Source organism: Bradyrhizobium sp. CCGUVB23 (assembly GCF_024199885.1).
In the GTDB taxonomy this organism is placed as follows: domain Bacteria; phylum Pseudomonadota; class Alphaproteobacteria; order Rhizobiales; family Xanthobacteraceae; genus Bradyrhizobium.
In genome coordinates, this window is the sequence record NZ_JANADQ010000001.1 from 7,382,195 (window position 1) to 7,403,961 (window position 21,767).

The following is a 21,767-nucleotide window of genomic DNA, read 5'->3' on the forward strand; positions in this document are numbered from 1 at the left end:
CATGATGCCGGGAGTTGTTCCCATGCCCCGTATCCTCGTGATCGACGACCAGAAGGAGGTCCGGGCGATGGTGTCCATCGTGCTCCGGGTCAATCGTTTCGAGGTCGTGGAGGCGGAGAGCGGTGCGGCCGGCCTGAAGGCATTTGGCGAATCGGCGTTCGATGCGGCGATCGTGGACATTTTTCTGGCCGACACCAGCGGCCTCGAGGTCATGACGGCGATCCGCGAGAGCTCGCCAAATTTCCCGATCGTCGCCGTCTCCGGCATGACCGCCCTCGACTTCATGGAGGAGGCGCCCGGCCTCGCCAACGTCGTCTGCCTGCAGAAGCCGTTCCGGCCCAACGATCTCCTCCAGGCGCTCAAGACGGCGCAATCGGGCAAGCTCAAGGCGGCGGTCTGACCGGCAGATGCGAAAACGCCCCGGCGCGCCGGGGCGTTTGTGATGATGGCCTCAAGGCCGAGGCATTGCGAACTCTCGTCAGGAGCCCTTGGCGCCGAGTTCGGCGTAGTTGCCCTTTGCGTCCCACTTGTAGACGACATAGTCGATCTGCTTGATGTCGCCCTTGGCGTCATACTCGATCGGGCCGAGCACGGTGTCCCACTTGCCGGCCTTGATGGTCTCCATCACCTTCTTCGGATCGGTCGTGCCGGCCTTCTTGACCGCCTGCGTCCAGACCTGCAGCGCGGCGTAGGTGTAGAGCGTATAGCCTTCCGGATCGATGCCCTTGGCCTTGAAGGCTTCGACGATCTTCTTCGCGGACGGCTTGTTGCGCGGGTCGGGGCCGAAGGTGAACAGCGTGCCTTCGCCCGCCGGGCCGGTGATGGAGGCGTACTCCTTGTCGGCCAGCGCGTCGCCCGACATCAGCACCGTCTTCAGGCCCTGGTCGCGCATCTGGCGCAGGATGAGGCCGGCTTCCTGATGGTAGCCGCCGACATAGACGAGGTCGACGTTCTCCTTCTTCAGACGCGAGACGATCGCGTTGAAGTCCTTGTCGCCCTTGTTGTAGGACTCGTAGAGTTTCTCGGTGATGCCGGCCTTGTTGAGCGCCTTCTTGGTCTCGTCGGCAAGACCTTTGCCGTAGGTGGTCTTGTCGTTGAGGATCGCGATGTTCTTGCCCTTGTAGTTCTTGGCAATGAACTGCGCGGCGATCAGGCCTTGCTGGTCGTCGCGGCCGCAGACACGCGCCACGTTCCACAGCTTGCGCTCGGTAAAGAGCGGGTTGGTCGAAGCCGGAGTGATCTGCAGGACGTTGCCGTCCGCATAGGCTTCAGAGGCCGGAATCGAGGACGACGAGCAGAAATGCCCGGCGACGAACGGGATCTTAGCGCCGGCGATCTTTTCCGCCACCGAGCGGGCCTGCTTCGGATCGCAGGCGTCGTCTTCGGCGTTGAGCGCGAGCTTCTTGCCGTTGACGCCGCCGGCGGCGTTGATGTCCGCCACCGCCAGGTCGGCGCCGTTCTTCATCTGCCGGCCGAATGCGGACTCGGTGCCAGTCATCGGGCCCGCAACTGCGATGGTGATATCCTGCGCGAACGCTGCCGTCGACAGCGCTACGGACGCGCCAAATGCCAGACCGATGAGCTTCAGTGATTTCATGAGATACCTCGCGGGTGGTCGTCTGTTGGGAGTTGCCGGGTTGGCCCGGTTCAAACCGGCGCCATTCTTGAATGAATTTACGGAGAAGTCACCGGCAAAATACGGGCATTAGCAAAGATATCTAGGCCCATTCTCGCGCAGGGCGGGGCCGGTCAGGCGTGCCGGCCACCTTCCAGATAGGCGGCGCGGATTTCGGGGCGCTGCAGCAATTCGGCGCCGCTGCCCGCCAGCGTGATCAAGCCGTTGACCATGACGTAGCCGCGATGGGCGAGCTTCAGGGCATGGTTGGCGTTCTGCTCGACGATCAGCACGGTCAGGCCGTCCTGCCGGTTCAGGGTGCGGATCGCGTCGAAAATCTGCCGCGCGATGAGCGGGGCGAGCCCCAGCGAGGGTTCATCGAGCATGAGCAGGCGAGGGCGGCTCATCAAGGCGCGGCCGATCGCCAGCATCTGCTGCTCGCCGCCGGACAGGGTTCCGCCGCGCTGGGCGAAACGTTCCTTCAGGCGGGGAAACAGGGCGAACACGCGCTCGAGCGTGCTCTCCCGTTCCGCTGGCGTGCTGTCGGTGACGTCGGCCCCCATCTGGAGGTTCTCGGCGACGCTCATCCGCGGGAAGATGCGGCGGCCTTCCGGCGATTGCGCGATGCGCAAATGGGCGATCTCGTGGGTCGGGACGGCGGTGATGTCCTTGCCCTCGTAGAGGATCTGCCCGGCGCGGGCGCGCGGCTTGCCGAAGATCGTCATCATCAGCGTCGACTTGCCGGCGCCGTTGGCGCCGATCAGCGCGACGATCTCGCCGGAATTGATCTCGACGTCGACGCCCTTCAGCGCCTCGATCTTGCCGTAGGCCGCACGCAGGCCCCGGATCGCGAGCAGGGGGGATGCCGCCGTCACGACCCGCTCTCCATGACCGCCATCGCCTCTTCCTCGTCGGCGCCGAGGTAGGCGGCGATCACCTTGGGATCGTCGCGCACCTCGCGCGGCGTGCCTTGCGCGATCTTCACGCCGTGGTCCATCACCACGATGTGGTCGGAGATCTCCATCACGACCGACATGTCGTGCTCGATCAGGAGGATCGAGGTTCCCAGGTCGTTGCGGATCGAAAGCAGGAGCTCGCTCAAGGCGGCGCTCTCGCGCGCGTTGAGGCCGGCAGCCGGCTCGTCGAGGCACAATAGTGCAGGCTCCGTGCACATCGCGCGCGCGATCTCGAGGCGGCGCTGGTCGCCATAGGCGAGGTTGCCGGCCGCATCGTCGGCGCGATCCAACAGGCTAACCCGCTTCAGCCAATCGGTGGCGAGACCGATCGCATGCGCTTCCGCATTGCGGTAGTTCGGCGCGCCGACCAGGCCGAGAAAGGTGAAACCGGAGGCGCGCATCAACATGTTGTGCTGCGCCACCATCAGGTTTTCCAGCACGGTCATCCCGGGAAACAGGCGGATGTTCTGGAAGGTGCGTGCGACCTTGGCCTGTTTGGCGATGCGGAAGTCGTTGAGCCGCTCGAGCGCGATTTCCTTGCCGTCATCGTGGGTGAGGCGGATGGCGCCGCCGGTCGGCTTGTAGAAGCCGGTAATGCAGTTGAACACCGTGGTCTTGCCGGCGCCGTTCGGTCCGATCAGCGCCGTGATCTTGCGCCGGTCCGCCGAGAACGACAGATCCTGCACGGCGACGATGCCGCCAAAGCGCATGGTGAGCTGATCGACGTTGAGGATACGCTCGCCGCTCATCCGTGGCCTTCCTTGACGAGGTCGGAGGAGATGGCCTGCGCTTTCTTCAGATACACGGTCGGCGCGCGATGGCCGATCAGGCCGCGCGGCCGCCAGATCATGATCAGCACCATCGCCCAGCCGAACACCAGCATGCGGTAGATCTCAAGCCCGCGGAACAGCTCGAAGCCGCCGATCATGGCGAGAGCGGCGAGCGCCACGCCAAGCTGCGAACCCATGCCGCCGAGCACCACGATGGCAAGCACAAGTGCGGATTCCTGGAAGGTGAAGGATTCCGGGCTGATGAAACCCTGGCGCGTGGCGAAGAAGGCGCCGGCGAAGCCGCCGAACAGCGCACCCGTCGCGAACGCCGTCAGTTTCGTGGTCGTGGTGTTGATGCCGAGCGCGCGGCAGGCGACCTCGTCCTCGCGCAACGCTTCCCAGGCGCGGCCGATCGGCAGGCGCCGCAGGCGGATCGTCACCCAGTTGGTGAGCAGCGCCAGCGCCAGGATCAGGTAGAACAGGAAGACGATGCGGTGCGTCGGCGAGTACTCGATGCCGAGCTTTGCGGCGAGCCCGTCGTCGCTGTTGTCGAGCGGGATGCCGAACAGGGTGGGGCGCGGAATACCGGTGACGCCGTTCGGGCCGCCGGTCAGGCTTTGCCAGTTGATGATGACGAGCCGGATGATCTCGCCGAAAGCGAGCGTGACGATCGCGAGATAGTCGCCGCGCAGCCGTAGCACCGGGAAGCCGAGCATAACGCCCCACATGGCTGCGAGGATACCGGCGAGCGGCAGGCAGATCCAGAACGACCAGCCGAAATTGGTGGCGAGCAGCGCGTAGGAATAGGCCCCGACCGCATAGAAAGCGACGTAGCCGAGATCGAGCAGGCCGGCGAGCCCGACCACCACGTTGAGGCCCCATCCCAGCATCACATAGGTGAGCACGAGGATCGCGAGGTCGAGGATGTAGCGCTGGTTATAGAAGATGACCGGCACGAGGAGGGTGAAGATCAGAAGCGCCGGCGCCAGGTAGTGGCCAAGGATCGACATGCCGCGATGCACGGCGGGCGGTACCAGCTTCTCGGCGCCGATAGGGCCGATCCATTGCCGCGCCAATTCGATGAGGATCGATCCTCCGAACACGATGCCGACGATGGAGGCGAGTTCGCCGAACCGCGTCCAGTAGGTCAGCTGCCCATCGGGACCGGCCTCGGTGCGGATGCCGATCATCAGCGAAAACAGCACCAGCGCGACGAGAGCGCTCAGGAAGGCCTTTTTCAGGATGAAGGGGATGCCCGCTGCGGTGCGGGTTGCGGATACCGTTTCTTGCGAAAGAGCTGTCACACTGGCGACCCGTCAGACTTTTTCGACTTCGGGACGGCCGAGCAGGCCGGTCGGCATGAAGATCAGCACGATGATCAAGATCGAGAACGCGGCGACGTCCTTGTACTCGACCGAGAAATAGGCCGACCAGAACGTCTCGATCAGGCCGATCGCAAGCCCGCCCAGCACCGCGCCGGGCAGCGAGCCGATGCCGCCAAGCACGGCGGCCGTGAAGGCCTTGATGCCAGCGACGAAGCCCATGTTGAAATCGACCTGGCCATAGTAGAGCAGGTACATCAAGCCCGCCACCGCCGCGAGCGCCGCGCCGATCACGAAGGTCATGGAGATGGTGCGGTCGACGTTGACGCCGAGCAGCGCCGCCATGGTCTGGTCCTGCTCGCAGGCGCGCATGTCGCGCCCGAGCCGCGTCCGCAAGACGAGCCGGTTGAAGATCAACAGCAGCACGATCGTGGTGATGACCACCAGGATCTGGATGTTGGAGAGCTGGATCACGAAACCGTCCGCGCTCTCGTGCAGCGTGTAGCCGCCGGTGATCAACGGCGGGATCGGCTTGACCCGGGCGCCCTGCGCCACCTGCGAGTAGTTCGTGAGCACGAAGGACATGCCGATCGCCGACAGCATCGGGGCGAGGCGGAAGGAGTGGCGCAGTGGGCGGTAGGCGATGCGTTCGACGGTCCAGCCATAGAGCGCGGTGATCGCCATCGCCACCAGCAGCACGACCAGGAGGATGAGGGGAACCGCGGTCACGCCGATCGAGATCAGGATCAGGAAGGTGATCAGGGCGATGAAGCCGCCGATCATGAAGATGTCGCCATGGGCGAAATTGATCATGCCGACGATGCCGTAGACCATCGTGTAGCCGATGGCGATCAGGCCGTAGATCGAACCGAGGACGAGACCGTTGATGAGCTGCTGGGTGAAATAGTCCATGGGCTGCCGTTGTCTCAACTTGACGCCGCTCAAAGGGAGCTCTTGAGAGAGTTCTTGGGCCCCGGCAGCCCTTGAGCATTTCATTTGTTGTAACAGGAGGGAACTGACCGCCGCAACTGGGCTGGCCTTGGCATAAAGGCTTGTACAGAGTTCATTTCGCATCCTGGTTCCCGCCTCGGGGTAGGGAACCCGGTTCCGGGCAACTAAAATAGGTGTGGGCCGTTATCTCACGTTGTGACGCCCAACAAGGGAGTTTCCCGCGATGACGAAGCAGCAGAACCAGAATCCGGGCCAGCAGAATCAGAAGCCCGGCCAGCGCCCCGATCAGCAGCAGCAGGGTGGCGGCCAAAAACCCGGACAGCAGCAGCAGGATCCGATGCGCCAGGGCGACAAGCCGGGCCAGCATGGTCAGGACCAGCGTTGATCTCGAAGCACCTTGGAATTGTGACAGTCCCGCCGAAAGGCGGGACTTTTCCTTTTGTCCCGCCGCGGCTTGTCCACAGCAGTTAAGGTAAACAAAGGGTTTAAATTGCCGCCTCGAGTCGAGGGGGGTTAGCTGCTGAAAAAGGCCCGACCGGCTCGGGCCGACGGAAATCATGCGGGAAGCGGCAATGCTGAAAAACTGGCGGATCGGCTCAATCAATGGCGTGGTGTTGGCCGCCTATTTCATCCCGGCCTGGACGTTGATTGCCGTCAACATCATGGTCGCCCCCGTGCACGGCCTCTTTGAGCGGCCGAGCGTCGCGGTGGCGCTGTTCATCAGCGACCAGTTCCAGATATCGGGCATGAACACGGTCCGCGCGGCGTGGCTGCTGGCGCTCGGCCGCCTCACCGTGGTGGCGTTCTTTGCCATTTTTCTGGCGCTGCTCTCGATCCCCCGGGTCCGCAGGGCGGGCGGCCCCGACGAGGCGCTCGGGATTGCGCTCTTCATTGGCAGCCTGATCTCGTTCGCAAGCATGGTGATGGCCTCGAAGGTCGGCGAGATGGCCGCCCTCAGGCTGCATGCGACCGAGCTCCTGCTGCTGCTCGGCGCCGCCATCGTGCTGCTGATCGAACGGCCGGCCCGGCGACCTGTTGAAGCCAGGGTTCTGGAAGCCAACGTTCTGGAAAAGGCTCCGCTAGCTTTTGAGCAGGCCGAGCTCCTGCACAATCGCTGAGGCTTCCTTGACGGCGTGGTTGGCCGCCGGCACGCCGCAATAGATCGCCTGCTGAAGAAGGATTTCCTTGATATCGTCGGGGGTGAAGCCGCCCTCGGCGAGGGCTGCGCGCACGTGCAGACGGAATTCGTCCCATTGCCCGAGCGCGACCATGGTGCCGATGACGAGCACGCGCCGCGTCCGCTCGTCGAAATGCTGCCGCGTCCAGATCTCGCCCCAGGCGTAGCGGGTAATCAGGTCCTGGAAATCGGTGTTGAACGCATTGCGGTTGGTGATCGACTTGTCGACCCAGGCGTTGCCGAGCACCTTGCGGCGCACCTTCATGCCGGCATCGCGACGCTTCTCGTCGTCCATTTGTGTCCTCCAGAATTGAGTCATTCCGGGGCGATGCGAAGCATCGACCCCGGAATCTCGAGATTCCGGGTTCGCCTCTTCGAGGCGCCCGGGAATGACAATCAACAACTACCGCTGCGTCAAGAAGCCGACTACCGCGTCGGTGAAGGCGTGCGGCTGCTCGACATTGGAGATGTGGGCGGCATCGATGATGGTCATGCTGGCGCCTGGAATTTGGCTGCGGATCAGTTCGCCCGCCGAGATCGGGGTTGCCGTGTCGTGGCGGCCGGCGATCACCAGCGTCGGGCTCTTGATCTTCGGCAGCAGCGCGCGCTGGTCGAGGGTCGACAGCGCCTCGCAGCAGGCGAGATAGCCTTCGACCGGTGAGGCCACCAGCATCGCCTTCATCTTCGCGGCGATCTGCGGCTCGCGCTCGCGGAAGTCGGCCGTCAGCCAGCCGGCGATCACGGTGTCGGCCACCGCTGCGATGCCGCCTTCCTTCACCGCCTTGATGCGGTTGTGCCAGTTGGTCGGATCGGGGTAGTAGCAGCTCGTGTTGGCGAGGACGATCTTGCCGAGCCGCTCCGGCGCATTGGCGCCCAGCCACTGCCCGACCATGCCACCCATCGACAGGCCGCACCAATGCACCTTCTCGATATTGAGGTCGTCAAGGATCGCTAGCACGTCGCGGCCGAAGCGCTCCATCGAATAGGGGCCGGGGGCTACGGTGGACTTGCCGTGGCCGCGGCGGTCGTAGCGGATGACGCGGAATACCTGCGTCAGGGCCTTCATCTGCGGCTCCCACATCTGCAGCGTGCAGCCGAGCGAGTTGGAGAGCATCAGGGTCGGGCCGCCGTCGCGGCCCTCGACGGAGACGTTGAGCAGGCACCCGTCGGCATCGATCATGGGCATGGCGGGGTCTCCGTTCTATTCGCGGTCGAGGCTGTCGAGCAGCCGGTCGATCAGGGCCTGGGAAGCGCCTTGATAGGCCATCGGCTCGAACAATGCCGCAATTTTCTCCGGGGCAAGATGCGCGGTGACCTTCGAATCAGCCGCGAGCACGTCGCGCAAATGCTTCCTCTCGGCAACCGCCTTTTTGCTGGCAGCCTCGACCAGGTGATGTGCGTCGCTCTTGCCGATCGTCTCGGCGAGCGCGAAGGTGACGGCCTCCGCCATGATCAGGCCATGCGTCGTGTCGAGATTGGCGCGCATGCGCGCCGCGTCGACGTCGAGGCCTTCGGCGATATCGACGATGGCAGCAAGCGCGCCTGAGGCGACCAGCATCAATTGCGGCAGTGTCGGCCATTCCGCGTGCCACGGGCCGGCGCTGCGCTCGTGATCCTGGACCTGGGCCGCGAAGATCGTTGCGGCCAGCTGCGGCGCCATCGTGGCCGCCCCAAGCGCGCTTACCGCTGCGACCGGATTGCGCTTGTGCGGCATAGTCGAGGAGCCGCCGCGGCCTTCCCCGGCGGGCTCAAAGGCTTCGGCGACGTCAGTCTGCATCATCAGCGAGACGTCGCGGGCGATCTTGCCGCAGCTGCCGGCAAGAATGGCAAGGCTTGATGCAGCCTCGGCGATTCGGTCGCGATGGGTGTGCCACGGCGCCTCGGGCAATGGCAGGTTCAACTCCTGTGCAAGCCGCTCGGCGACGACGAGCCCCTTGTCGCCGAGCGCTGCGAGCGTGCCGGCGGCGCCGCCGAATTGCAGCGCGAGGCCTTCGCGGCGCAGCCGCCGCAGCCGGCAGCGTGCGCGGGCAAGGCTTGCGGCATATTCGGCAGCCTTCAATCCGAACGGCATCGGCAGCGCGTGCTGGAGCCAGGTGCGCGCGACCATGGCGGTGTTGCGGTGGGTGCGCGCCAGTGCGGCGAGCCCTTTGATGGCGCGGCTGAGATCGGCATCCAGCGCATCGATCCCGGCGCGAAGCATGAGCATGGTCGCAGTGTCGATGACGTCCTGGCTGGTCGCGCCCCAATGCACGTAGCGCGCGGCCTCCGCATCGGCCTTGGCGACGCTGGCGGTCAGCGCCTTGACGAGGGGGATCGCCAGATTGCCCGACCTGGTCGCGGCCTCCGCAAGCGCGCCAAGGTCGAACGCGGCCACCTGACAGCCGGCTTCGATTGGGCCGACCGCGCTTGCGGGAATCACGCCGGTAGCAGCTTCCGAGCGGGCCAGCGCTGCCTCAAATTCGAGCATGTTTTGCAGGTAAGCCCGATCATCGCAGATCGCGCGCATGGCTGCGCTCGACAGCATCGGCGCAAGCAGGGGGGAGAGGGATGTGCTCATGTTGCGCGGGACCTAACCACCAAGGGCAGCGTCTGCCAATCCCAAACCGCTGGCGCAAGCTTTTTGCAGTTGCGAATATGCATTGCATGTGATCGCCGGCTGCCCTTTCCTTTGCGGCGGCCCTGCGTTACTTGAGCAGCGTTGCGTCAGTGATCCCGGGAGGCAGCCCATGGCCATGACAATGAACGGCGAAGTTCAGCTTGCGGCGTCGCGCGAATCCGTGTGGGCCAAGCTCAACGATCCCGAGGTGCTGAAGGCCTGCATCCCCGGCTGCGAGGAACTGGAGAAGACCGACGACGGCGGATTTCGCGCGGTCGCCAAGATGAAGGTCGGCCCGGTGTCGGCGCGCTTCAAGGGCAAGGTGATGCTCAGCGATCTCGACCCGCCGAACGGCTACAAGATCTCCGGCGAAGGCGAGGGCGGGGTGGCCGGCTTTGCCAAGGGCGGCGCGTCGGTGAAGCTGTCGGAGAAGGACGGCGGCACGCTGCTCTCCTATGATGTCGAGGCGCAGATCGGCGGCAAGTTGGCGCAGCTCGGCCAGCGCCTGATCAACGGCGCCGCCAAAAAGCTCGCCGACGAATTTTTTGCGAATTTCGCCAAGGCGGTACAGGGTTAGCCCTGCGCCTTAAGGCATAACTGCCTGCATTTCGGGCGATGTTGCCCGAAGGTGCAATGGCCCATATGATGGGCTGGAATAACTATAAGAACCGCTTCGCCGGGACCCGGCGGGGTGCTGACCAGAGAGTCCTGATGGCCAAAATCTCCCTTATCGTGAACGGCAATCCCGTCAACGCCAACGTCGACCCCCGCACCCTGCTGGTGCAGTTCCTGCGCGAGCATCTGCGGCTGACCGGGACCCATGTCGGCTGCGACACCTCGCAGTGCGGCGCCTGCGTCGTGCATCTCGACGGCAAGGCCGTGAAGTCCTGCACCACGCTTGCGGTGATGGCCGACGGCCACGAGGTCAAGACCATCGAGGGGCTGGCCGCCGATGGTGCGCCGCTGCATCCGATGCAGGAGGCCTTCCGCGAGCATCACGGCTTGCAGTGCGGCTTCTGCACGCCCGGCATGATCATGACCGCGATCGACATCGTCCATCGCAAGGGCCACGAGCTCGACGACCATACGATTCGCGAAGAGCTCGAGGGCAATCTCTGCCGCTGCACCGGCTATCAGAACATCGTCGCCTCGATCGCCGCCGGCGCGAAGGCGATGGCGAAATCCGATCTCGCGTAAACCGACACTCGCGCGCCTCTCGCGATCAGGAAGTCCATTATGTACGAATTCAAATATCATCGCCCTGGGACCGTGCGGCAGGCGGCCAATCTGCTGGTGAAGAACGAGGATGCCAAGGTGATCGCCGGTGGTCACACGCTGATTCCCGTGATGAAGCAGCGCCTCGCAAGCCCGCCGCATCTCGTCGACCTCTCGCATATCGAAGGTCTCGATACGATCGAGATGAAGGGCCGCTCGCTGGTGATCGGCGCCACGGCCAAGCACGCCGATGTCGCGACGTCGGCCATCGTCGGCGAAGCGATCCCGTCGCTCGCGAGCCTTGCCGGCGGCATCGGCGATCCGGCCGTCCGTCACAAGGGTACGATCGGCGGCTCGCTCGCCAACAACGATCCGACCGCGGACTATCCGGCCGCGGTGCTCGCGCTCGGCGCCACCATCGTCACCAACAAGCGCCGCCTGAAGGCGGAAGAGTACTTCCAGGGCCTGTTCTCGACCGCGCTTGAGGCCGACGAGATCATCACCAAGGTGATGTTCCCGCTGCCGAAGAAGGCGGCCTACGTCAAATTCCGCAACCAGGCCTCGCGCTATGCGCTGGTCGGCGTATTCGTGGCGCGGCGTCCTTCGGATGTGCGCGTCGCCGTCACCGGCGCCGGTTCGGACGGTGTGTTCCGCGTCACCGCGTTCGAGGAAGCCTTGAAGAAGCGCTTCTCCTCGAAGGTGCTCGACGGCATCGACGTGCCGGCGGAAGGCCTCAACAGCGATATCCACGGCAGCGCCGAGTATCGTGCGCACCTGATCGGGGTGCTGACGCGGCGCGCCGTCGACGCTGCCAACGCCAAAGAGTGATGGGCCCGGACAGGGCGTAGCGAGACTGGCTCTTTCATGACTGCAGCGGCACTGCCGGCATCGGTCGATGCGATGCTCGAACTCCTCACTTCGCGCGGCTATCTCGCGGAGCGGTCGCTGGCGACGGTGACATATCTGTCGCTGCGCATGGGGCGGCCGCTGTTCCTGGAAGGCGAGGCCGGCGTCGGCAAGACCGAGATCGCAAAGGTGCTGTCGGCTGCGCTGGGACGGAAGCTGATCCGCCTGCAATGCTATGAGGGCCTCGACGTCTCCTCGGCGGTCTATGAGTGGAACAGCGCCGCCCAGATGATCGCGATCCGGATCACCGAGGCTGCCGGCGACACCGATCGCGAGCAGCTTTCGTCCGACATTTTCGCCGATCGCTATCTGATCAAGCGGCCGTTGCTCCAGGCCCTGGAGCCGGACGTTGCCGGCCCGCCAGTGCTCTTAATCGACGAGCTCGATCGCGCCGACGAGGCGTTCGAGGCGTATCTGCTCGAAATCCTCAGCGACTTCCAGGTGACCATCCCCGAGTTCGGCACCGTGAAGGCGCCGCATCCGCCGATCGTCATCATCACCTCCAACCGCACCCGCGAGATCCACGACGCGCTGAAGCGGCGCTGTCTCTATCACTGGGTCGACTATCCCTCCGCCGAGCGCGAGCTTGCGATCATCAAGACGCGCGTGCCCGGCATCTCCGCAAAGCTGTCGCAGCAGGTCGTGCGCTTCGTGCAAGCGCTGCGCAACCAGGATTTCTACAAGTCCCCGGGCGTCGCCGAGACCATCGACTGGGCCACCGCGCTCTCCGAGCTCGACGCCCGCTCGCTGACGGCGCAGGTCGTCGGCGACACGCTGGGCGCGCTGCTCAAGTATCAGGACGACATCGTCCGCATGCAGGGCGATGCCTTGCAGAAGGTGCTGAAGGACGCGACGAGCGAATAGCCGTCATTCCGGGGCACGCGGAGCGTGAACCCGGAATCTCGCGCCGCAACTTCTGGATTCCGGGTTCGCGACTTCGTCGCGCCCCGGTATGACGTGAGGGTAGGTTACGACCATGGCCATCAATCACCTTGCGCCTGAGAAGACCGAGCAGTTCGCCGACAACATCATCGGCTTCGCCCGCGCGCTTCGTGCCGCCGGTCTTCCCGTCGGCCCCGGCGCGGTGATCGACGCCGTCAACGCGCTCCAGGTGATCGACATCGGCAGCCGCGCCGACGTCTTCACCACGCTGGAGGCGATCTTCGTCAAGCGCCATGAGCATGCGCTGATCTTCAGGCAGGCCTTCAACCTGTTCTTCCGCGCCTCGGAGGAGTGGAAGCACATGCTGGATTCGGTGCCGTTGCCCGATCACGCCAAGAAGAAGCCGCCGCCGGCCTCGCGCCGCGTCCAGGAGGCGCTGTCGCAGCCGCAGATGACGGAGACGCCGCAGCGCCAGGAGCAGGATCTGCGCCTGTCGGTCTCCGACAAGGAAATCCTGCAGAAGAAAGACTTTGCGCAGATGAGCGCGGCCGAGATCAGCGAAGCGCTGCGCGCGATCGAAAAGATGAAGCTGCCACAGGCCGAGCTCTTGACGCGGCGGCACCGGCCCGACCGGCGCGGGCTGCGCCTCGACCTGCGCCGAACCTTGCGCGCTTCGCTGCACACCGGCGGCGACATCATCGACATCCACCGGCTCGGGCGGATCGAGAAACCGGCGCCGATCGTGGCGCTCTTGGATATTTCGGGATCGATGAGCGAATACACCCGCCTGTTCCTGCACTTCCTGCACGCCATCACTGATGCGAGGAAGCGCGTCTCCGTGTTCCTGTTCGGCACCCGTCTCACCAACGTCACCCGTGCGCTCCGCCAGCGCGATCCGGACGAGGCGCTGGCAAGCTGCTCGGCGGCGGTGGAGGACTGGGCCGGCGGCACGCGCATTGCGACCTCGCTGCACAACTTCAACAAATTGTGGGCGCGGCGCGTGCTGAGCCAGGGCGCCATCGTGCTGCTGATCTCCGACGGGCTGGAGCGCGAGGCCGACTCCAAGCTCGCCTTCGAGATGGACCGGCTCCACCGTTCCTGCCGCCGGCTGATCTGGCTGAACCCGCTGCTGCGGTTCGGCGGCTTCGAGGCCAAGGCGCAGGGCATCAAAATGATGCTGCCCCACGTTGACGAATTCCGCCCCGTGCATAATTTGAGTTCGATCCAGGAGCTGATCAAGACGCTCTCCCAGCCGCTGCCGCCGCATCACCGCAGCCTGATCCGTTCCGCAGCTTGAGAGGTAGGCCATGCTCGATCGCGACGAGGATATCCTGAAGGCGGCGGAGGACTGGCAGAAGGCCGGCCATGGCGTTGCCCTCGCAACGGTGGTGGAGACCTGGGGCTCGGCGCCGCGGCCGGCGGGCTCGAGCCTCGTGATCAACGACGACGGCACGTTTCTGGGCTCAGTCTCGGGCGGCTGCGTCGAAGGCGCCGTGGTCACCGAGGCCATGGATGTGATTGAGACGGGCAAGCCAAAAATGCTGGAGTTCGGCGTTGCCGACGAGACCGCCTGGAACGTCGGGCTGTCCTGCGGCGGCACTATCCGCGTCTTCGTCGAGAAGGTCGGCTAGCCGTGAAGCTGGAAACCCTGCACGAACTCAATGCCGAGCGCGCCGCGCGGCGGCCGGTCATCCTCGTCACCGATACGGAGAGCGGTGAGCAGCGCCTGGTGAAAGCCAGGGACTTTGCGAAAGATCCGCTGCGCGCCGAGCTGGAAAAACAGCTCCGCACGGGCAAGAGCGGCAACGTCGAGGCCGGCGGCAAGAAGCTGTTCCTCAATGTCTACGCGCCGACCGCGAAGATGGTGATCGTCGGTGCCGTCCATATCAGCCAGGCGCTGGCGCCGATGGCGCGCTCGCTCGGCTACGACGTCACGGTGGTCGATCCCCGCACGGCCTTTGCGAGCCCCGAGCGGTTTCCGGATGTGCCGCTGATCGCGGAATGGCCCGACGTCGCGCTGCCGCCGCTCAACATCGACCACTACACTGCCTTCGTCGCGCTGACCCACGATCCCAAGATCGACGACCCCGCGCTGCTGCACGCCTTCGAGCGCGACTGCTTCTATATCGGGGCGCTCGGCTCGCGGAAGACGCATGCCAAGCGCGGGGACCGGCTGCGGGCGCAGGGCGCGAAGGACTCTGATATCGCCCGCATCCACGCGCCGATCGGGCTTGCAATCGGCGCGGTCTCGCCGTCCGAGATCGCGGTGTCGATCATGGCAGAGATCACGGCGGTGCTTCGGCTACCTCCAAAAGAAAAAGAAGAAGCGGCATGAAGTTCGGCCCGGCGAGCCCCAAGGATGCGATCGGCGGGGTGACCGTCCACACCCTGCGCCAGGGTCCGCTGGTGCTGAAGAAGGGCACGACGATCGGGCCTGCCGAGGTCGAGGCGCTGACGCGCGCCGGCATCAAGGACATCGTCGTGGTGCGCATGGAGCAGGGCGACGTTTCCGAGGACGTCGCAGCCGCCAGCATTGCGGAGGCCGTCGGCGGCGAGGGCATTCATGTCGAGCGCGCCTTCACCGGTCGCGCCAATCTGTTCGCGGCGCGCCCGGGCGTTCTGGTGATCGACCGCGCTGCGGTCGACCGCATCAACAATGTCGACGAAGCCATTACCTTTGCGACGCTCTCCGCCTTCAAGCCGGTGGTCGAGGGCGAGATGGTCGGCACGGTCAAGATCATTCCGTTCGGCGTCGAAGGGAGTTTGCGCGATGCCGCGGTGAAGGCGGCGGGCCGCGACGTGCTGCGCGTTGCGCCTTACGTGATCAAGCGTGTCGGCGTCGTCTCGACGCTGCTGCCCGGACTGTCCTCCAAGGTCGTCGACAAGACGCTCCGCGTCACCGCCGAGCGGCTCGCGCCCGCGGGTGCGACCATTATCGCCGAGCGGCGGGTGCCGCATGAGGAGACGGCGCTGTCGGCTGCGATCAAGGAGCTGCTCGGACTCGGCGCCGAGCTCGTCATCGTGTTCGGAGCCTCCGCGATCGCCGATCGTCGCGACGTGATCCCGGCGGCAATCACCGAGATCGGCGGCGCGATCGAGCATTTCGGCATGCCCGTCGATCCCGGCAATCTGCTGCTGATCGGCCGCGCCGGCGCAGTGCCGGTGCTGGGCGCGCCGGGCTGTGCACGCTCGCCGGTTGAGAACGGCTTTGACTGGGTGCTGATGCGGTTACTCGCCGGCATCAAGGTCACGCGCGCCGAGCTGATGGGCATGGGCGTCGGCGGCCTCCTGATGGAGATCGTCACGCGGCCGCAGCCGCGTGCAAAACCCGAGACCGAAGGCAACAGCCGGGTCGCGGCGATCGTGCTCGCCGCCGGGCGCTCGACCCGGATGGGCGGGCCGAACAAGTTGCTCGCCGAGCTGGAGGGCAAGAAGCTGGTGCGGATCGCGACCGAACAGGTGCTGGCCTCGAAAGCGTCGGAGGTCATCGTCGTCACCGGCCATCAGGCCGAGCTGGTCGAGCAGGCACTCAGCGGCTTGAAGGTGAAGTTCGTTCGCAATCCGGATTTTGCCGGCGGCATCGCAAGTTCGGTCAAGGCCGGCATCGCGGTCGTGCCGGAGACCTGCGATGGCGTGCTGGTCTGCCTCGGCGACATGCCGCTGATCGATGCCGGTCTGATTGACCGCCTCATCGACAGCTTTGCGCCCGACCGCGGCAACCTGATCGCCGTGCCCGTGAGCGAAGGCCGCCGCGGCAATCCCGTGCTGTGGTCGCGCCGCTTCTTCAGCGAGTTGATGACGCTCGACGGCGACATCGGCGCACGGCACTTGATCGCCAAGCATGCGGAGGTGGTTGCCGAAGTGCCGGTCGACGGCGAGAGCGCCTTCCTCGACATCGACACGCCGCAGGCGCTGGAAGCGGCGAGACGCGTGTGACGCTGCCGTAGGGTGGGTTAGCCGAAGGCGTAACCCACCACTTCTCTCCACGCGGATCGCAAAGAGGTGGGTTACGCTTCTACGAAGTGGCGATTTCAACCACTCGTTCACCATCTGGAAACGACCGGCCGATAGAGTCTCCTCCGCCTGCCTCGGGGGAGGGGAATTTCCATGGCTTCGAACGTCGTCGCGCGCCGTTGCGCGATGTTTTTCTTTGGGCTGAGCGTTGCTGTGGCTGGGGCCCGCTACGTCACGGACGCGCACGCTGCCGGGGCCTTCGCGGTCGGCAGATGCGGCGCTTACGGCCATGCATATGACTTCCCCGGCGAAGCTGCGGCGCGCGCCGCGGCACAAAAGCAGTGCAAGGGCGACTGCACGACCGTGACCATGAAGCGCGCCTGCGCCGCCATGTCCGTCGATCTCGCCAACCCCTGCGGCGCTTATGGCTATGCCGTGAAGCCGAAGATCTCGACCACGCTCAACGCCGCCACGCGCGAATGCTACAAATATGGTGGCAAGGAATGCGTGATCCGCGCCTGGGCCTGCGACGCCAAGGGCTGAAGCCTGCATCGTCCGCAGTGGCTTGCGGTGGCTTGGCCGATCAGGCCTCCGCCTCGATCGACCAGGGCACCTTCGCCTTCACGAAATCCGACCACACCTTCTTCAGGCGCGGTTCGCTGCCGACCATCGCGTGCGCCTGCCAGCCGGCGATCGCGGCTGCCGCGATGCCGCTGTCTGAGGACTCCGTGCCGATATCCGTGAGCAGCGATGCCGTGACCGCCATGTCATTATAGGTGCCGAGCTCGTTCTGCAAATCGACCAGCCTGGCAGAAAAGCGTTTCGCCGATTTCCGCTGTCCGTAGAGCGGCAACAGGAAATCAGCGACATAGCGCAGCCTCTTCACCGAGAGCCGCAAGCGATGTAGTTCTTCCGCCGTGAGCGACTTGAAGCGGCGGCCGCGCTTGAGCACCTTTGCATGCTGGGTGGACAGGATGCGCCGCGCGAAGTTCATGGCGGGCTCGGCCAGTTGTGCCAGATATTCGGGCGCGACGTCGCTGCGCCAGCCGCGCGCCTCGATCCAGCCGCCAAGCCCGATCACGAGATACGAGGCCCGGCGGTCGGCGAGCGCCAGGTGTGCCTTGTCGTAGGACGCCGTCCGCCGCTGCTTTGCAGCCTGGTCCAGCGCCTCGAAGCCTGCGATCGAGGGGCAGCCTTGCGCGACGGTAGCCAGGGTCTCCCGCTGGAAGACGTCCCAATCGCGCGCGGCAGAGAGATTTTGCGCCAGCCATTTGGCCTCCGAGCGCAGCAGCTCGAGCTTGCTCACGGATACGACCGATTGCATCAGGTGCATGGCGGATCGCAGTCGCCGCAGCGCGACGCGAAGCTGATGAATCCCCTCGGGATCGCGTCCATCCTCGGCAGCGGGAAGCGACTGGAGGAGATGAAGGAGACAGGCGCGCAGGATCGCGGCAAAGGTCTCATCGAGTGAGGCCGACGGGTCGAGGCGCAGCTTGCGCGGCCTTCTTGCGGCCGGCGGGGTGTCGGCGGCGAGGTCAAATCCGCGTGCCGATTTGCTGCGGATGGATGGTCTCACCGGCCCATGCTCGGCGAGCCGCAGCGCAAGCTCGAAGATCGCAGACGGGCTGCCGGACTTGAGCTCCAACTCGATCTCGCTGACCGGCATCGTACGATCGCCGGATTTCAGGACGCCCTGGTCGAATGCAATCTCGACCGTGCCGGATGGCAGGTCGACGATGCGCTGATGCCGGTGAATGTCGGTGGTGAAGACCGCCTCGAGCGGATGACGTTCGAGATCGGCCGGCAGCTTGTCAGGAATGAAGGGCAGCGCCAGCGCGATGTCGGGAGCCGTGGAGGGCACGCTCGCTTCCCATTCGCCGCGCCGGAGCGGATCGTCTCCAGACTCGGCCTTCACGGTCTGCGTGAAACGTGCGCCGCTCTGGCGGACCCTGAAGCTCAATCCGTTGCGTTGAAGCGCACGCTTGGGTGTATCGTAGTAGACGGCCTTGAGGTGCTTTCGCGTGCCCTTGTTGCGTGCGTTCGCCGCGATGATCGGGGCAGCGTTGAAATCGGCGAGGCGATCGGCATCGACGAGCAGCTTGAGTTCGAATTCTGCGGCGCCTGGAGCAGCGTCGCGAGACGGGGAGATGTCTGGTGCAGGCTTCTCACCGTGGGGCGGTGCCTCATCGAGGCCAACGCCCTCGGCGCGAGAGAGGTCGTTGAGTGCGCGCGCATTGTCAACGAGCTCTTGCGAGCCATGCTCTCGGTCCATGCTGGAAGCGAGAGAGTCTTTGGTTCTTGCGTCGTGATGGACAACACGGCCATTGGGCCGAGGCACATTACGCGCGGATTCGAAGGCCGGCTTAATGGTGCCAGTTTCGGACATAGGAATGATGTGACAGTTTGATGACAGTGCAGTGACGTATATACCCGACTCGATTCGGGCGGGGAAGCGGTCCCCGGTTGCATCCAGGTCGAAACTTTCGAATTGTGATCGATAGGTCAATCCGCGTTACATTCGCACTCGACCAATGTTCGCGTGAGGAACCGTATTTTGCAATATGCGGAATGCGTGGGAGAAATCATGCAGTTCGATACCAAGATCGCCGTCGTCATCCGCACTGATCTTCAGGCCTGGCAGAAGCTCAACGTCGCATCCTTCCTGACCAGCGGCATTGCCGCAGCCTTTCCCGAATGTATCGGCGATCCCTACGAGGATGCGTCCGCGACGAAATATCTCCCGCTGATCGGCCAGCCGATCCTGATCTACGGCGCCGACGGTGCTGCATTGTCCCGCGCGCTCGATCGCGCGCTGTCGCGCAACGTCACGCCCGCGCTCTATACCGAGGATATGTTCGGGACCACGCATGATGCTGCCAATCGCGCGGCGGTGAAGGCGGTTGGGCGCGCCGATCTCAATCTTGTCGGCATCGCGATGCGCGCCGAACGCAAGGTGATCGATAAAATTGTCGATGGATTGAAGTTCCACAGCTGACGCTGCGAGCTCGCGCGAAGTCGTTGTCACCACGTTGTGATACCGGTGGTTCGCCATGCGCAAAGATTGTGCTGTTTGACGCCAATCAAGGGCGTGCCGCGCGCGGTCGCTAGTCTGCCTTTGCGCAAATGCAAAGGACTTTGCGCAAATGCAAAGGAGCAGACCGATGCCGACCATGAAAGCCGCTGTAGTCACCAGCTTTGGCAAGCCGCTCGAGATCAAGGATGTGCCGGTGCCGCAGCCGGGTCCGGGCGAGGTCCTGGTCAAGGTGAAGGCTTGTGGGGTCTGCCACACCGATCTGCACGCCGCGTCCGGAGACTGGCCGGTGAGGCCGGTTCCGCCCTTCATCCCCGGCCACGAGGTCGCCGGCACCGTTGCCGCACTGGGAACCGGCGTCACCAATCTCAGGGTCGGTGATGCCGTCGGCGTCGCATGGCTGCACGATTCGTGCATGGCTTGCGAATATTGCGAGACCGGCTGGGAAACGCTGTGCGAGCACCAGCACAATACCGGCTACAGCGTGAATGGCGGCTTTGCCGAATACGTCGTCGCCTCTGGCGCGTTCGCGGCGAAGCTGCCGGCAAATATCGATTTTGCCGGCGTGGCGCCAATCCTTTGCGCCGGCGTAACGACCTACAAGGGACTGAAGGAGACCGAGGCGCGGCCCGGCGAGTGGGTGGTGATCTCGGGCGTTGGCGGTCTCGGCCATGTCGCGATCCAATACGCCAAGGCGATGGGGCTCAAGGTTGCCGCCATCGACATCGCCGAGGACAAGCTCGCGCTGGCGCGCACGACCGGCGCCGATCTCGCAGTCAACGCGCTGAATGCGGATGCCGTCGACAAGGTGCTGGCCGCGACCGGAGGAGGGGCGCATGGCGTGCTGGTGACGGCCGTCTCGACGGCCGCCTTCGCGCAGGCGCTGAAGATGGTGCGCCGGAAGGGCACCGTCAGCCTCGTCGGTCTGCCGCCCGGCGAATTCCCGACCCCGATCTTCGACGTCGTGCTCAAGCGCATCACGGTGCGCGGCTCGATCGTCGGCACCCGCAGGGATCTCGACGAGGCCATCGCCTTCGCGACCGACGGGAAGGTCCACGCCGAGGTCACCAAGGTGCCGCTCGCTGAGATCAACACGGTGTTCGACAAGATGAAGGCCGGCAAGATCGACGGCCGCATGGTGCTCGATTTTGGCTAGCGCCGGCGTCTCACGCCGGCGGCATGGTTTCGAACTTCGGCAAGTTGGGGTCGAGGCGATCCCAGTCATGTCCGCGCGCTGCGTAAGTGACCACCTGCGGCTTGTAGCGGGCAGGCTCGTCGAGGCTCGTGGCGCGGATGGTGAAAATTTCGGGCATTGCGGCGAAGGTCATGTAGACCGGCAAGCCGCAGACGGAGCAGAAGGCGCGCGTCTTCACGTTGCCGCTGTCGCCGACCATGTCCCATTGCTTGGCCCCGCCCGTCACCGTGACGCCGGCGCGCGCGAAGGTGAGGTATGAGCCGTGGCCGGTGCCGCTTTCACGTTGACAGTCCCGGCACTGGCAGTGGTTGGCGAAGAGGGGCTCGCCGGCAATCGAATAGCGGATCGCGCCGCAGGCGCAGCCGCCGGTATAGGGCTTGGTCATCGCGATATCTCCTGCTCACTCTTCGCCGCTGATCTCGCCGAGCTGGCGGACAACCTTCTTCCAGCCACCGCTCATGACGTTGTAGGCGGAGTCGTTCCTGGGCATGACGAAGCCCGCATGGACCAGGCGGATCCGTGTGCCTGCTTCGATGGGGGTGAGGGACCAGGTGACGACGGTATCGAGCGGCGCACCGTAGCCGGTGTTGCGTTCGTTGCCGCCCTTCCAGGCGTAGACGAGACGCCGGTTCGGCACGACCTCCAGAACCCGGCAATGGATCACGCCATCCCAGGCGCCGCCCGGGTTAGTCTGGAATGTGAAGGTCTTGCCTTCGATCGCTTCGAAGCCGGTCGGCGGCATCAGCCAGCGCGCGATCAACTGAGCGCTGGTCAGCGCCTTCCAGACCGTAGCGGTCGCGTGAGGGAAGACCTCGTCGATGACGATGTCCTGGGTTTGAACGTTGGAAGCGACAGCACTCACGGATCGATCTCCTTCAACAGGGTACGCAGGTTCTGGAAGCGCTCGCGCCAGAAGACGCCGTAGTGATCCATCCATTCGACCAGAGGCTCGAGCCCCTGCGGCGCGGCGCGGTAATAGACGTTGCGGCCCTCCGCGCGCTCGGCGACGAGGCCAGCTTGCTTTAGGGACTTCAGGTGTTGCGAGATCGCGCCCTGAGTCACGCCGCTGCCGCGCGTCAGCTCCGCGACGCTGATCTCGTTGTTCTCGAAGACGCGCTCGAACACGGCGCGGCGAGTCGGATCAGCGAGAGCGCGCATGACGGTGGTGACGGGGTTTGAGACGGCTTCGAGCATGGT

The 21,767-nt window shown here is 64.9% G+C and carries 26 protein-coding genes; 14 read left to right on the plus strand and 12 right to left on the minus strand.

Annotated features, from left to right (window positions below; genetic code table 11):
- Positions 1 to 22 precede the first annotated feature (22 nt).
- Positions 23 to 400 carry a response regulator gene (locus NLN62_RS34205; protein WP_027525336.1) on the plus strand — a complete coding sequence of 126 codons (378 nt, stop codon included), beginning with the start codon at positions 23 to 25 and terminating at the stop codon, positions 398 to 400.
- Positions 401 to 478: 78 nt separating this feature from the next.
- Here NLN62_RS34205 and NLN62_RS34210 read toward each other — a convergent pair whose 3' ends face one another.
- The 5 genes from NLN62_RS34210 to NLN62_RS34230 all read right to left on the minus strand — a co-directional run bounded on the left by NLN62_RS34210 (position 479) and on the right by NLN62_RS34230 (position 5,575).
- On the minus strand, positions 479 to 1,597 hold the full coding sequence (locus NLN62_RS34210) for a branched-chain amino acid ABC transporter substrate-binding protein (protein ID WP_027525335.1): 1,119 nt from the start codon (positions 1,595 to 1,597) through the stop codon (positions 479 to 481).
- A 152-nt stretch (positions 1,598 to 1,749) separates the two neighbouring features.
- A complete protein-coding gene (locus tag NLN62_RS34215; protein WP_027525334.1) occupies positions 1,750 to 2,490 on the minus strand; it encodes an ABC transporter ATP-binding protein in 741 nt (246 codons plus the stop codon).
- On the minus strand, positions 2,487 to 3,320 hold the full coding sequence (locus NLN62_RS34220) for an ABC transporter ATP-binding protein (protein WP_254111719.1): 834 nt from the start codon (positions 3,318 to 3,320) through the stop codon (positions 2,487 to 2,489). Before NLN62_RS34220 ends, NLN62_RS34215 begins: the two co-directional genes overlap by 4 nt.
- Positions 3,317 to 4,645, minus strand: a complete 1,329-nt coding sequence (gene livM, locus NLN62_RS34225; protein ID WP_305881684.1) for a high-affinity branched-chain amino acid ABC transporter permease LivM — start codon at positions 4,643 to 4,645, stop codon at positions 3,317 to 3,319. The genes NLN62_RS34220 and livM overlap by 4 nt, the downstream gene beginning before the upstream one ends.
- A gap of 12 nt (positions 4,646 to 4,657) precedes the next feature.
- Complete coding sequence (locus NLN62_RS34230; RefSeq protein WP_027525331.1) at positions 4,658 to 5,575, minus strand: branched-chain amino acid ABC transporter permease; 918 nt, start codon at positions 5,573 to 5,575, stop codon at positions 4,658 to 4,660.
- 262 nt (positions 5,576 to 5,837) lie between these two features.
- On the opposite strand from NLN62_RS34230, the gene NLN62_RS34235 reads away from it, so the two are divergent.
- Together NLN62_RS34235 and NLN62_RS34240 are read left to right on the plus strand one after the other, a co-directional pair.
- Positions 5,838 to 5,999 (plus strand): hypothetical protein, encoded by a 162-nt coding sequence (locus NLN62_RS34235; RefSeq protein WP_254111720.1) that lies wholly within the window; start codon positions 5,838 to 5,840, stop codon positions 5,997 to 5,999.
- 187 nt (positions 6,000 to 6,186) lie between these two features.
- Positions 6,187 to 6,732, plus strand: a complete 546-nt coding sequence (locus NLN62_RS34240) for a hypothetical protein (RefSeq protein WP_254111721.1) — start codon at positions 6,187 to 6,189, stop codon at positions 6,730 to 6,732.
- Here the strand turns inward: NLN62_RS34240 and NLN62_RS34245 are convergent.
- From NLN62_RS34245 to NLN62_RS34255, 3 genes are all read right to left on the minus strand, one after another.
- Positions 6,694 to 7,086, minus strand: a complete 393-nt coding sequence (locus NLN62_RS34245; RefSeq protein ID WP_254111722.1) for a carboxymuconolactone decarboxylase family protein — start codon at positions 7,084 to 7,086, stop codon at positions 6,694 to 6,696. The two genes, NLN62_RS34240 and NLN62_RS34245, sit on opposite strands and share 39 nt — an antisense overlap.
- Positions 7,087 to 7,194: 108 nt before the next feature.
- Positions 7,195 to 7,977, minus strand: coding sequence for a 3-oxoadipate enol-lactonase (gene pcaD / locus NLN62_RS34250; RefSeq protein ID WP_254111723.1), 783 nt, complete (start codon positions 7,975 to 7,977; stop codon positions 7,195 to 7,197).
- Positions 7,978 to 7,992: 15 nt separating this feature from the next.
- On the minus strand, positions 7,993 to 9,348 hold the full coding sequence (locus NLN62_RS34255) for a 3-carboxy-cis,cis-muconate cycloisomerase (RefSeq protein ID WP_254111724.1): 1,356 nt from the start codon (positions 9,346 to 9,348) through the stop codon (positions 7,993 to 7,995).
- A 169-nt stretch (positions 9,349 to 9,517) separates the two neighbouring features.
- Here NLN62_RS34255 and NLN62_RS34260 point away from each other — a divergent pair, with 169 nt between their 5' ends.
- From NLN62_RS34260 to NLN62_RS34300, 9 genes are all read left to right on the plus strand, one after another.
- The gene (locus NLN62_RS34260; RefSeq protein WP_027525326.1) at positions 9,518 to 9,964 is read left to right on the plus strand and encodes a carbon monoxide dehydrogenase subunit G; all 447 of its coding nucleotides are present in this window, start codon (positions 9,518 to 9,520) and stop codon (positions 9,962 to 9,964) included.
- Positions 9,965 to 10,098: 134 nt separating this feature from the next.
- Positions 10,099 to 10,584 (plus strand): (2Fe-2S)-binding protein, encoded by a 486-nt coding sequence (locus NLN62_RS34265; protein WP_027525325.1) that lies wholly within the window; start codon positions 10,099 to 10,101, stop codon positions 10,582 to 10,584.
- Between the two features lie 39 nt (positions 10,585 to 10,623).
- Positions 10,624 to 11,430, plus strand: coding sequence for a xanthine dehydrogenase family protein subunit M (locus NLN62_RS34270; protein ID WP_027525324.1), 807 nt, complete (start codon positions 10,624 to 10,626; stop codon positions 11,428 to 11,430).
- 36 nt (positions 11,431 to 11,466) lie between these two features.
- The gene (locus NLN62_RS34275; RefSeq protein ID WP_027525323.1) at positions 11,467 to 12,372 is read left to right on the plus strand and encodes a MoxR family ATPase; all 906 of its coding nucleotides are present in this window, start codon (positions 11,467 to 11,469) and stop codon (positions 12,370 to 12,372) included.
- Between the two features lie 112 nt (positions 12,373 to 12,484).
- Positions 12,485 to 13,687: a VWA domain-containing protein gene (locus NLN62_RS34280; RefSeq protein WP_254111725.1), complete on the plus strand. Its 1,203-nt coding sequence runs from the start codon at positions 12,485 to 12,487 to the stop codon at positions 13,685 to 13,687.
- A gap of 10 nt (positions 13,688 to 13,697) precedes the next feature.
- The gene (locus tag NLN62_RS34285) at positions 13,698 to 14,021 is read left to right on the plus strand and encodes an XdhC family protein (protein ID WP_027525321.1); all 324 of its coding nucleotides are present in this window, start codon (positions 13,698 to 13,700) and stop codon (positions 14,019 to 14,021) included.
- Positions 14,022 to 14,023: 2 nt separating this feature from the next.
- Positions 14,024 to 14,725, plus strand: a complete 702-nt coding sequence (locus tag NLN62_RS34290; RefSeq protein ID WP_254111726.1) for an XdhC family protein — start codon at positions 14,024 to 14,026, stop codon at positions 14,723 to 14,725.
- A complete protein-coding gene (locus NLN62_RS34295) occupies positions 14,722 to 16,326 on the plus strand; it encodes an NTP transferase domain-containing protein (protein ID WP_254111727.1) in 1,605 nt (534 codons plus the stop codon). Before NLN62_RS34290 ends, NLN62_RS34295 begins: the two co-directional genes overlap by 4 nt.
- A 171-nt stretch (positions 16,327 to 16,497) precedes the next feature.
- Complete coding sequence (locus NLN62_RS34300; RefSeq protein ID WP_027525318.1) at positions 16,498 to 16,887, plus strand: DUF4189 domain-containing protein; 390 nt, start codon at positions 16,498 to 16,500, stop codon at positions 16,885 to 16,887.
- Positions 16,888 to 16,927: 40 nt separating this feature from the next.
- Here NLN62_RS34300 and NLN62_RS34305 read toward each other — a convergent pair whose 3' ends face one another.
- The gene (locus NLN62_RS34305; protein WP_254111728.1) at positions 16,928 to 18,616 is read right to left on the minus strand and encodes a CYTH and CHAD domain-containing protein; all 1,689 of its coding nucleotides are present in this window, start codon (positions 18,614 to 18,616) and stop codon (positions 16,928 to 16,930) included.
- Positions 18,617 to 18,928: 312 nt separating this feature from the next.
- On the opposite strand from NLN62_RS34305, the gene NLN62_RS34310 reads away from it, so the two are divergent.
- Positions 18,929 to 19,339: a DUF2000 family protein gene (locus NLN62_RS34310; protein WP_254111729.1), complete on the plus strand. Its 411-nt coding sequence runs from the start codon at positions 18,929 to 18,931 to the stop codon at positions 19,337 to 19,339.
- A 166-nt stretch (positions 19,340 to 19,505) separates the two neighbouring features.
- The gene (gene adhP, locus NLN62_RS34315) at positions 19,506 to 20,531 is read left to right on the plus strand and encodes an alcohol dehydrogenase AdhP (protein WP_254111730.1); all 1,026 of its coding nucleotides are present in this window, start codon (positions 19,506 to 19,508) and stop codon (positions 20,529 to 20,531) included.
- A 10-nt stretch (positions 20,532 to 20,541) separates the two neighbouring features.
- On the opposite strand, the gene NLN62_RS34320 is transcribed toward adhP, so the two are convergent.
- The 3 genes from NLN62_RS34320 to NLN62_RS34330 are packed head-to-tail and all read right to left on the minus strand — an operon-like array spanning position 20,542 to position 21,764.
- On the minus strand, positions 20,542 to 20,955 hold the full coding sequence (locus NLN62_RS34320) for a GFA family protein (RefSeq protein ID WP_027525314.1): 414 nt from the start codon (positions 20,953 to 20,955) through the stop codon (positions 20,542 to 20,544).
- Positions 20,956 to 20,970: 15 nt separating this feature from the next.
- A complete protein-coding gene (locus tag NLN62_RS34325) occupies positions 20,971 to 21,432 on the minus strand; it encodes an SRPBCC domain-containing protein (protein ID WP_254111731.1) in 462 nt (153 codons plus the stop codon).
- Positions 21,429 to 21,764 carry a helix-turn-helix transcriptional regulator gene (locus NLN62_RS34330; RefSeq protein WP_254113790.1) on the minus strand — a complete coding sequence of 112 codons (336 nt, stop codon included), beginning with the start codon at positions 21,762 to 21,764 and terminating at the stop codon, positions 21,429 to 21,431. The genes NLN62_RS34325 and NLN62_RS34330 overlap by 4 nt, the downstream gene beginning before the upstream one ends.
- Between the last annotated feature and the right edge of the window lie 3 nt (positions 21,765 to 21,767).

Bases quoted from the DNA above. Each gene is read 5' to 3' on its own strand.
- NLN62_RS34230 (WP_027525331.1), bottom strand. From the start codon at position 5,575: ATGGACTATTTCACCCAGCAGCTCATCAACGGTCTCGTCCTCGGTTCG.
- NLN62_RS34295 (WP_254111727.1), top strand. From the start codon at position 14,722: ATGAAGTTCGGCCCGGCGAGCCCCAAGGATGCGATCGGCGGGGTGACC.
- NLN62_RS34240 (WP_254111721.1), top strand. From the start codon at position 6,187: ATGCTGAAAAACTGGCGGATCGGCTCAATCAATGGCGTGGTGTTGGCC.
- pcaD (WP_254111723.1), bottom strand. From the start codon at position 7,977: ATGCCCATGATCGATGCCGACGGGTGCCTGCTCAACGTCTCCGTCGAG.
- NLN62_RS34255 (WP_254111724.1), bottom strand. From the start codon at position 9,348: ATGAGCACATCCCTCTCCCCCCTGCTTGCGCCGATGCTGTCGAGCGCA.
- NLN62_RS34260 (WP_027525326.1), top strand. From the start codon at position 9,518: ATGGCCATGACAATGAACGGCGAAGTTCAGCTTGCGGCGTCGCGCGAA.
- NLN62_RS34270 (WP_027525324.1), top strand. From the start codon at position 10,624: ATGTACGAATTCAAATATCATCGCCCTGGGACCGTGCGGCAGGCGGCC.
- NLN62_RS34330 (WP_254113790.1), bottom strand. From the start codon at position 21,764: ATGCTCGAAGCCGTCTCAAACCCCGTCACCACCGTCATGCGCGCTCTC.
- NLN62_RS34280 (WP_254111725.1), top strand. From the start codon at position 12,485: ATGGCCATCAATCACCTTGCGCCTGAGAAGACCGAGCAGTTCGCCGAC.
- NLN62_RS34265 (WP_027525325.1), top strand. From the start codon at position 10,099: ATGGCCAAAATCTCCCTTATCGTGAACGGCAATCCCGTCAACGCCAAC.
- NLN62_RS34320 (WP_027525314.1), bottom strand. From the start codon at position 20,955: ATGACCAAGCCCTATACCGGCGGCTGCGCCTGCGGCGCGATCCGCTAT.
- NLN62_RS34310 (WP_254111729.1), top strand. From the start codon at position 18,929: ATGCAGTTCGATACCAAGATCGCCGTCGTCATCCGCACTGATCTTCAG.
- NLN62_RS34245 (WP_254111722.1), bottom strand. From the start codon at position 7,086: ATGGACGACGAGAAGCGTCGCGATGCCGGCATGAAGGTGCGCCGCAAG.
- adhP (WP_254111730.1), top strand. From the start codon at position 19,506: ATGCCGACCATGAAAGCCGCTGTAGTCACCAGCTTTGGCAAGCCGCTC.
- NLN62_RS34285 (WP_027525321.1), top strand. From the start codon at position 13,698: ATGCTCGATCGCGACGAGGATATCCTGAAGGCGGCGGAGGACTGGCAG.
- NLN62_RS34305 (WP_254111728.1), bottom strand. From the start codon at position 18,616: ATGGACCGAGAGCATGGCTCGCAAGAGCTCGTTGACAATGCGCGCGCA.
- NLN62_RS34210 (WP_027525335.1), bottom strand. From the start codon at position 1,597: ATGAAATCACTGAAGCTCATCGGTCTGGCATTTGGCGCGTCCGTAGCG.
- NLN62_RS34275 (WP_027525323.1), top strand. From the start codon at position 11,467: ATGACTGCAGCGGCACTGCCGGCATCGGTCGATGCGATGCTCGAACTC.
- NLN62_RS34235 (WP_254111720.1), top strand. From the start codon at position 5,838: ATGACGAAGCAGCAGAACCAGAATCCGGGCCAGCAGAATCAGAAGCCC.
- NLN62_RS34205 (WP_027525336.1), top strand. From the start codon at position 23: ATGCCCCGTATCCTCGTGATCGACGACCAGAAGGAGGTCCGGGCGATG.
- NLN62_RS34300 (WP_027525318.1), top strand. From the start codon at position 16,498: ATGGCTTCGAACGTCGTCGCGCGCCGTTGCGCGATGTTTTTCTTTGGG.
- NLN62_RS34220 (WP_254111719.1), bottom strand. From the start codon at position 3,320: ATGAGCGGCGAGCGTATCCTCAACGTCGATCAGCTCACCATGCGCTTT.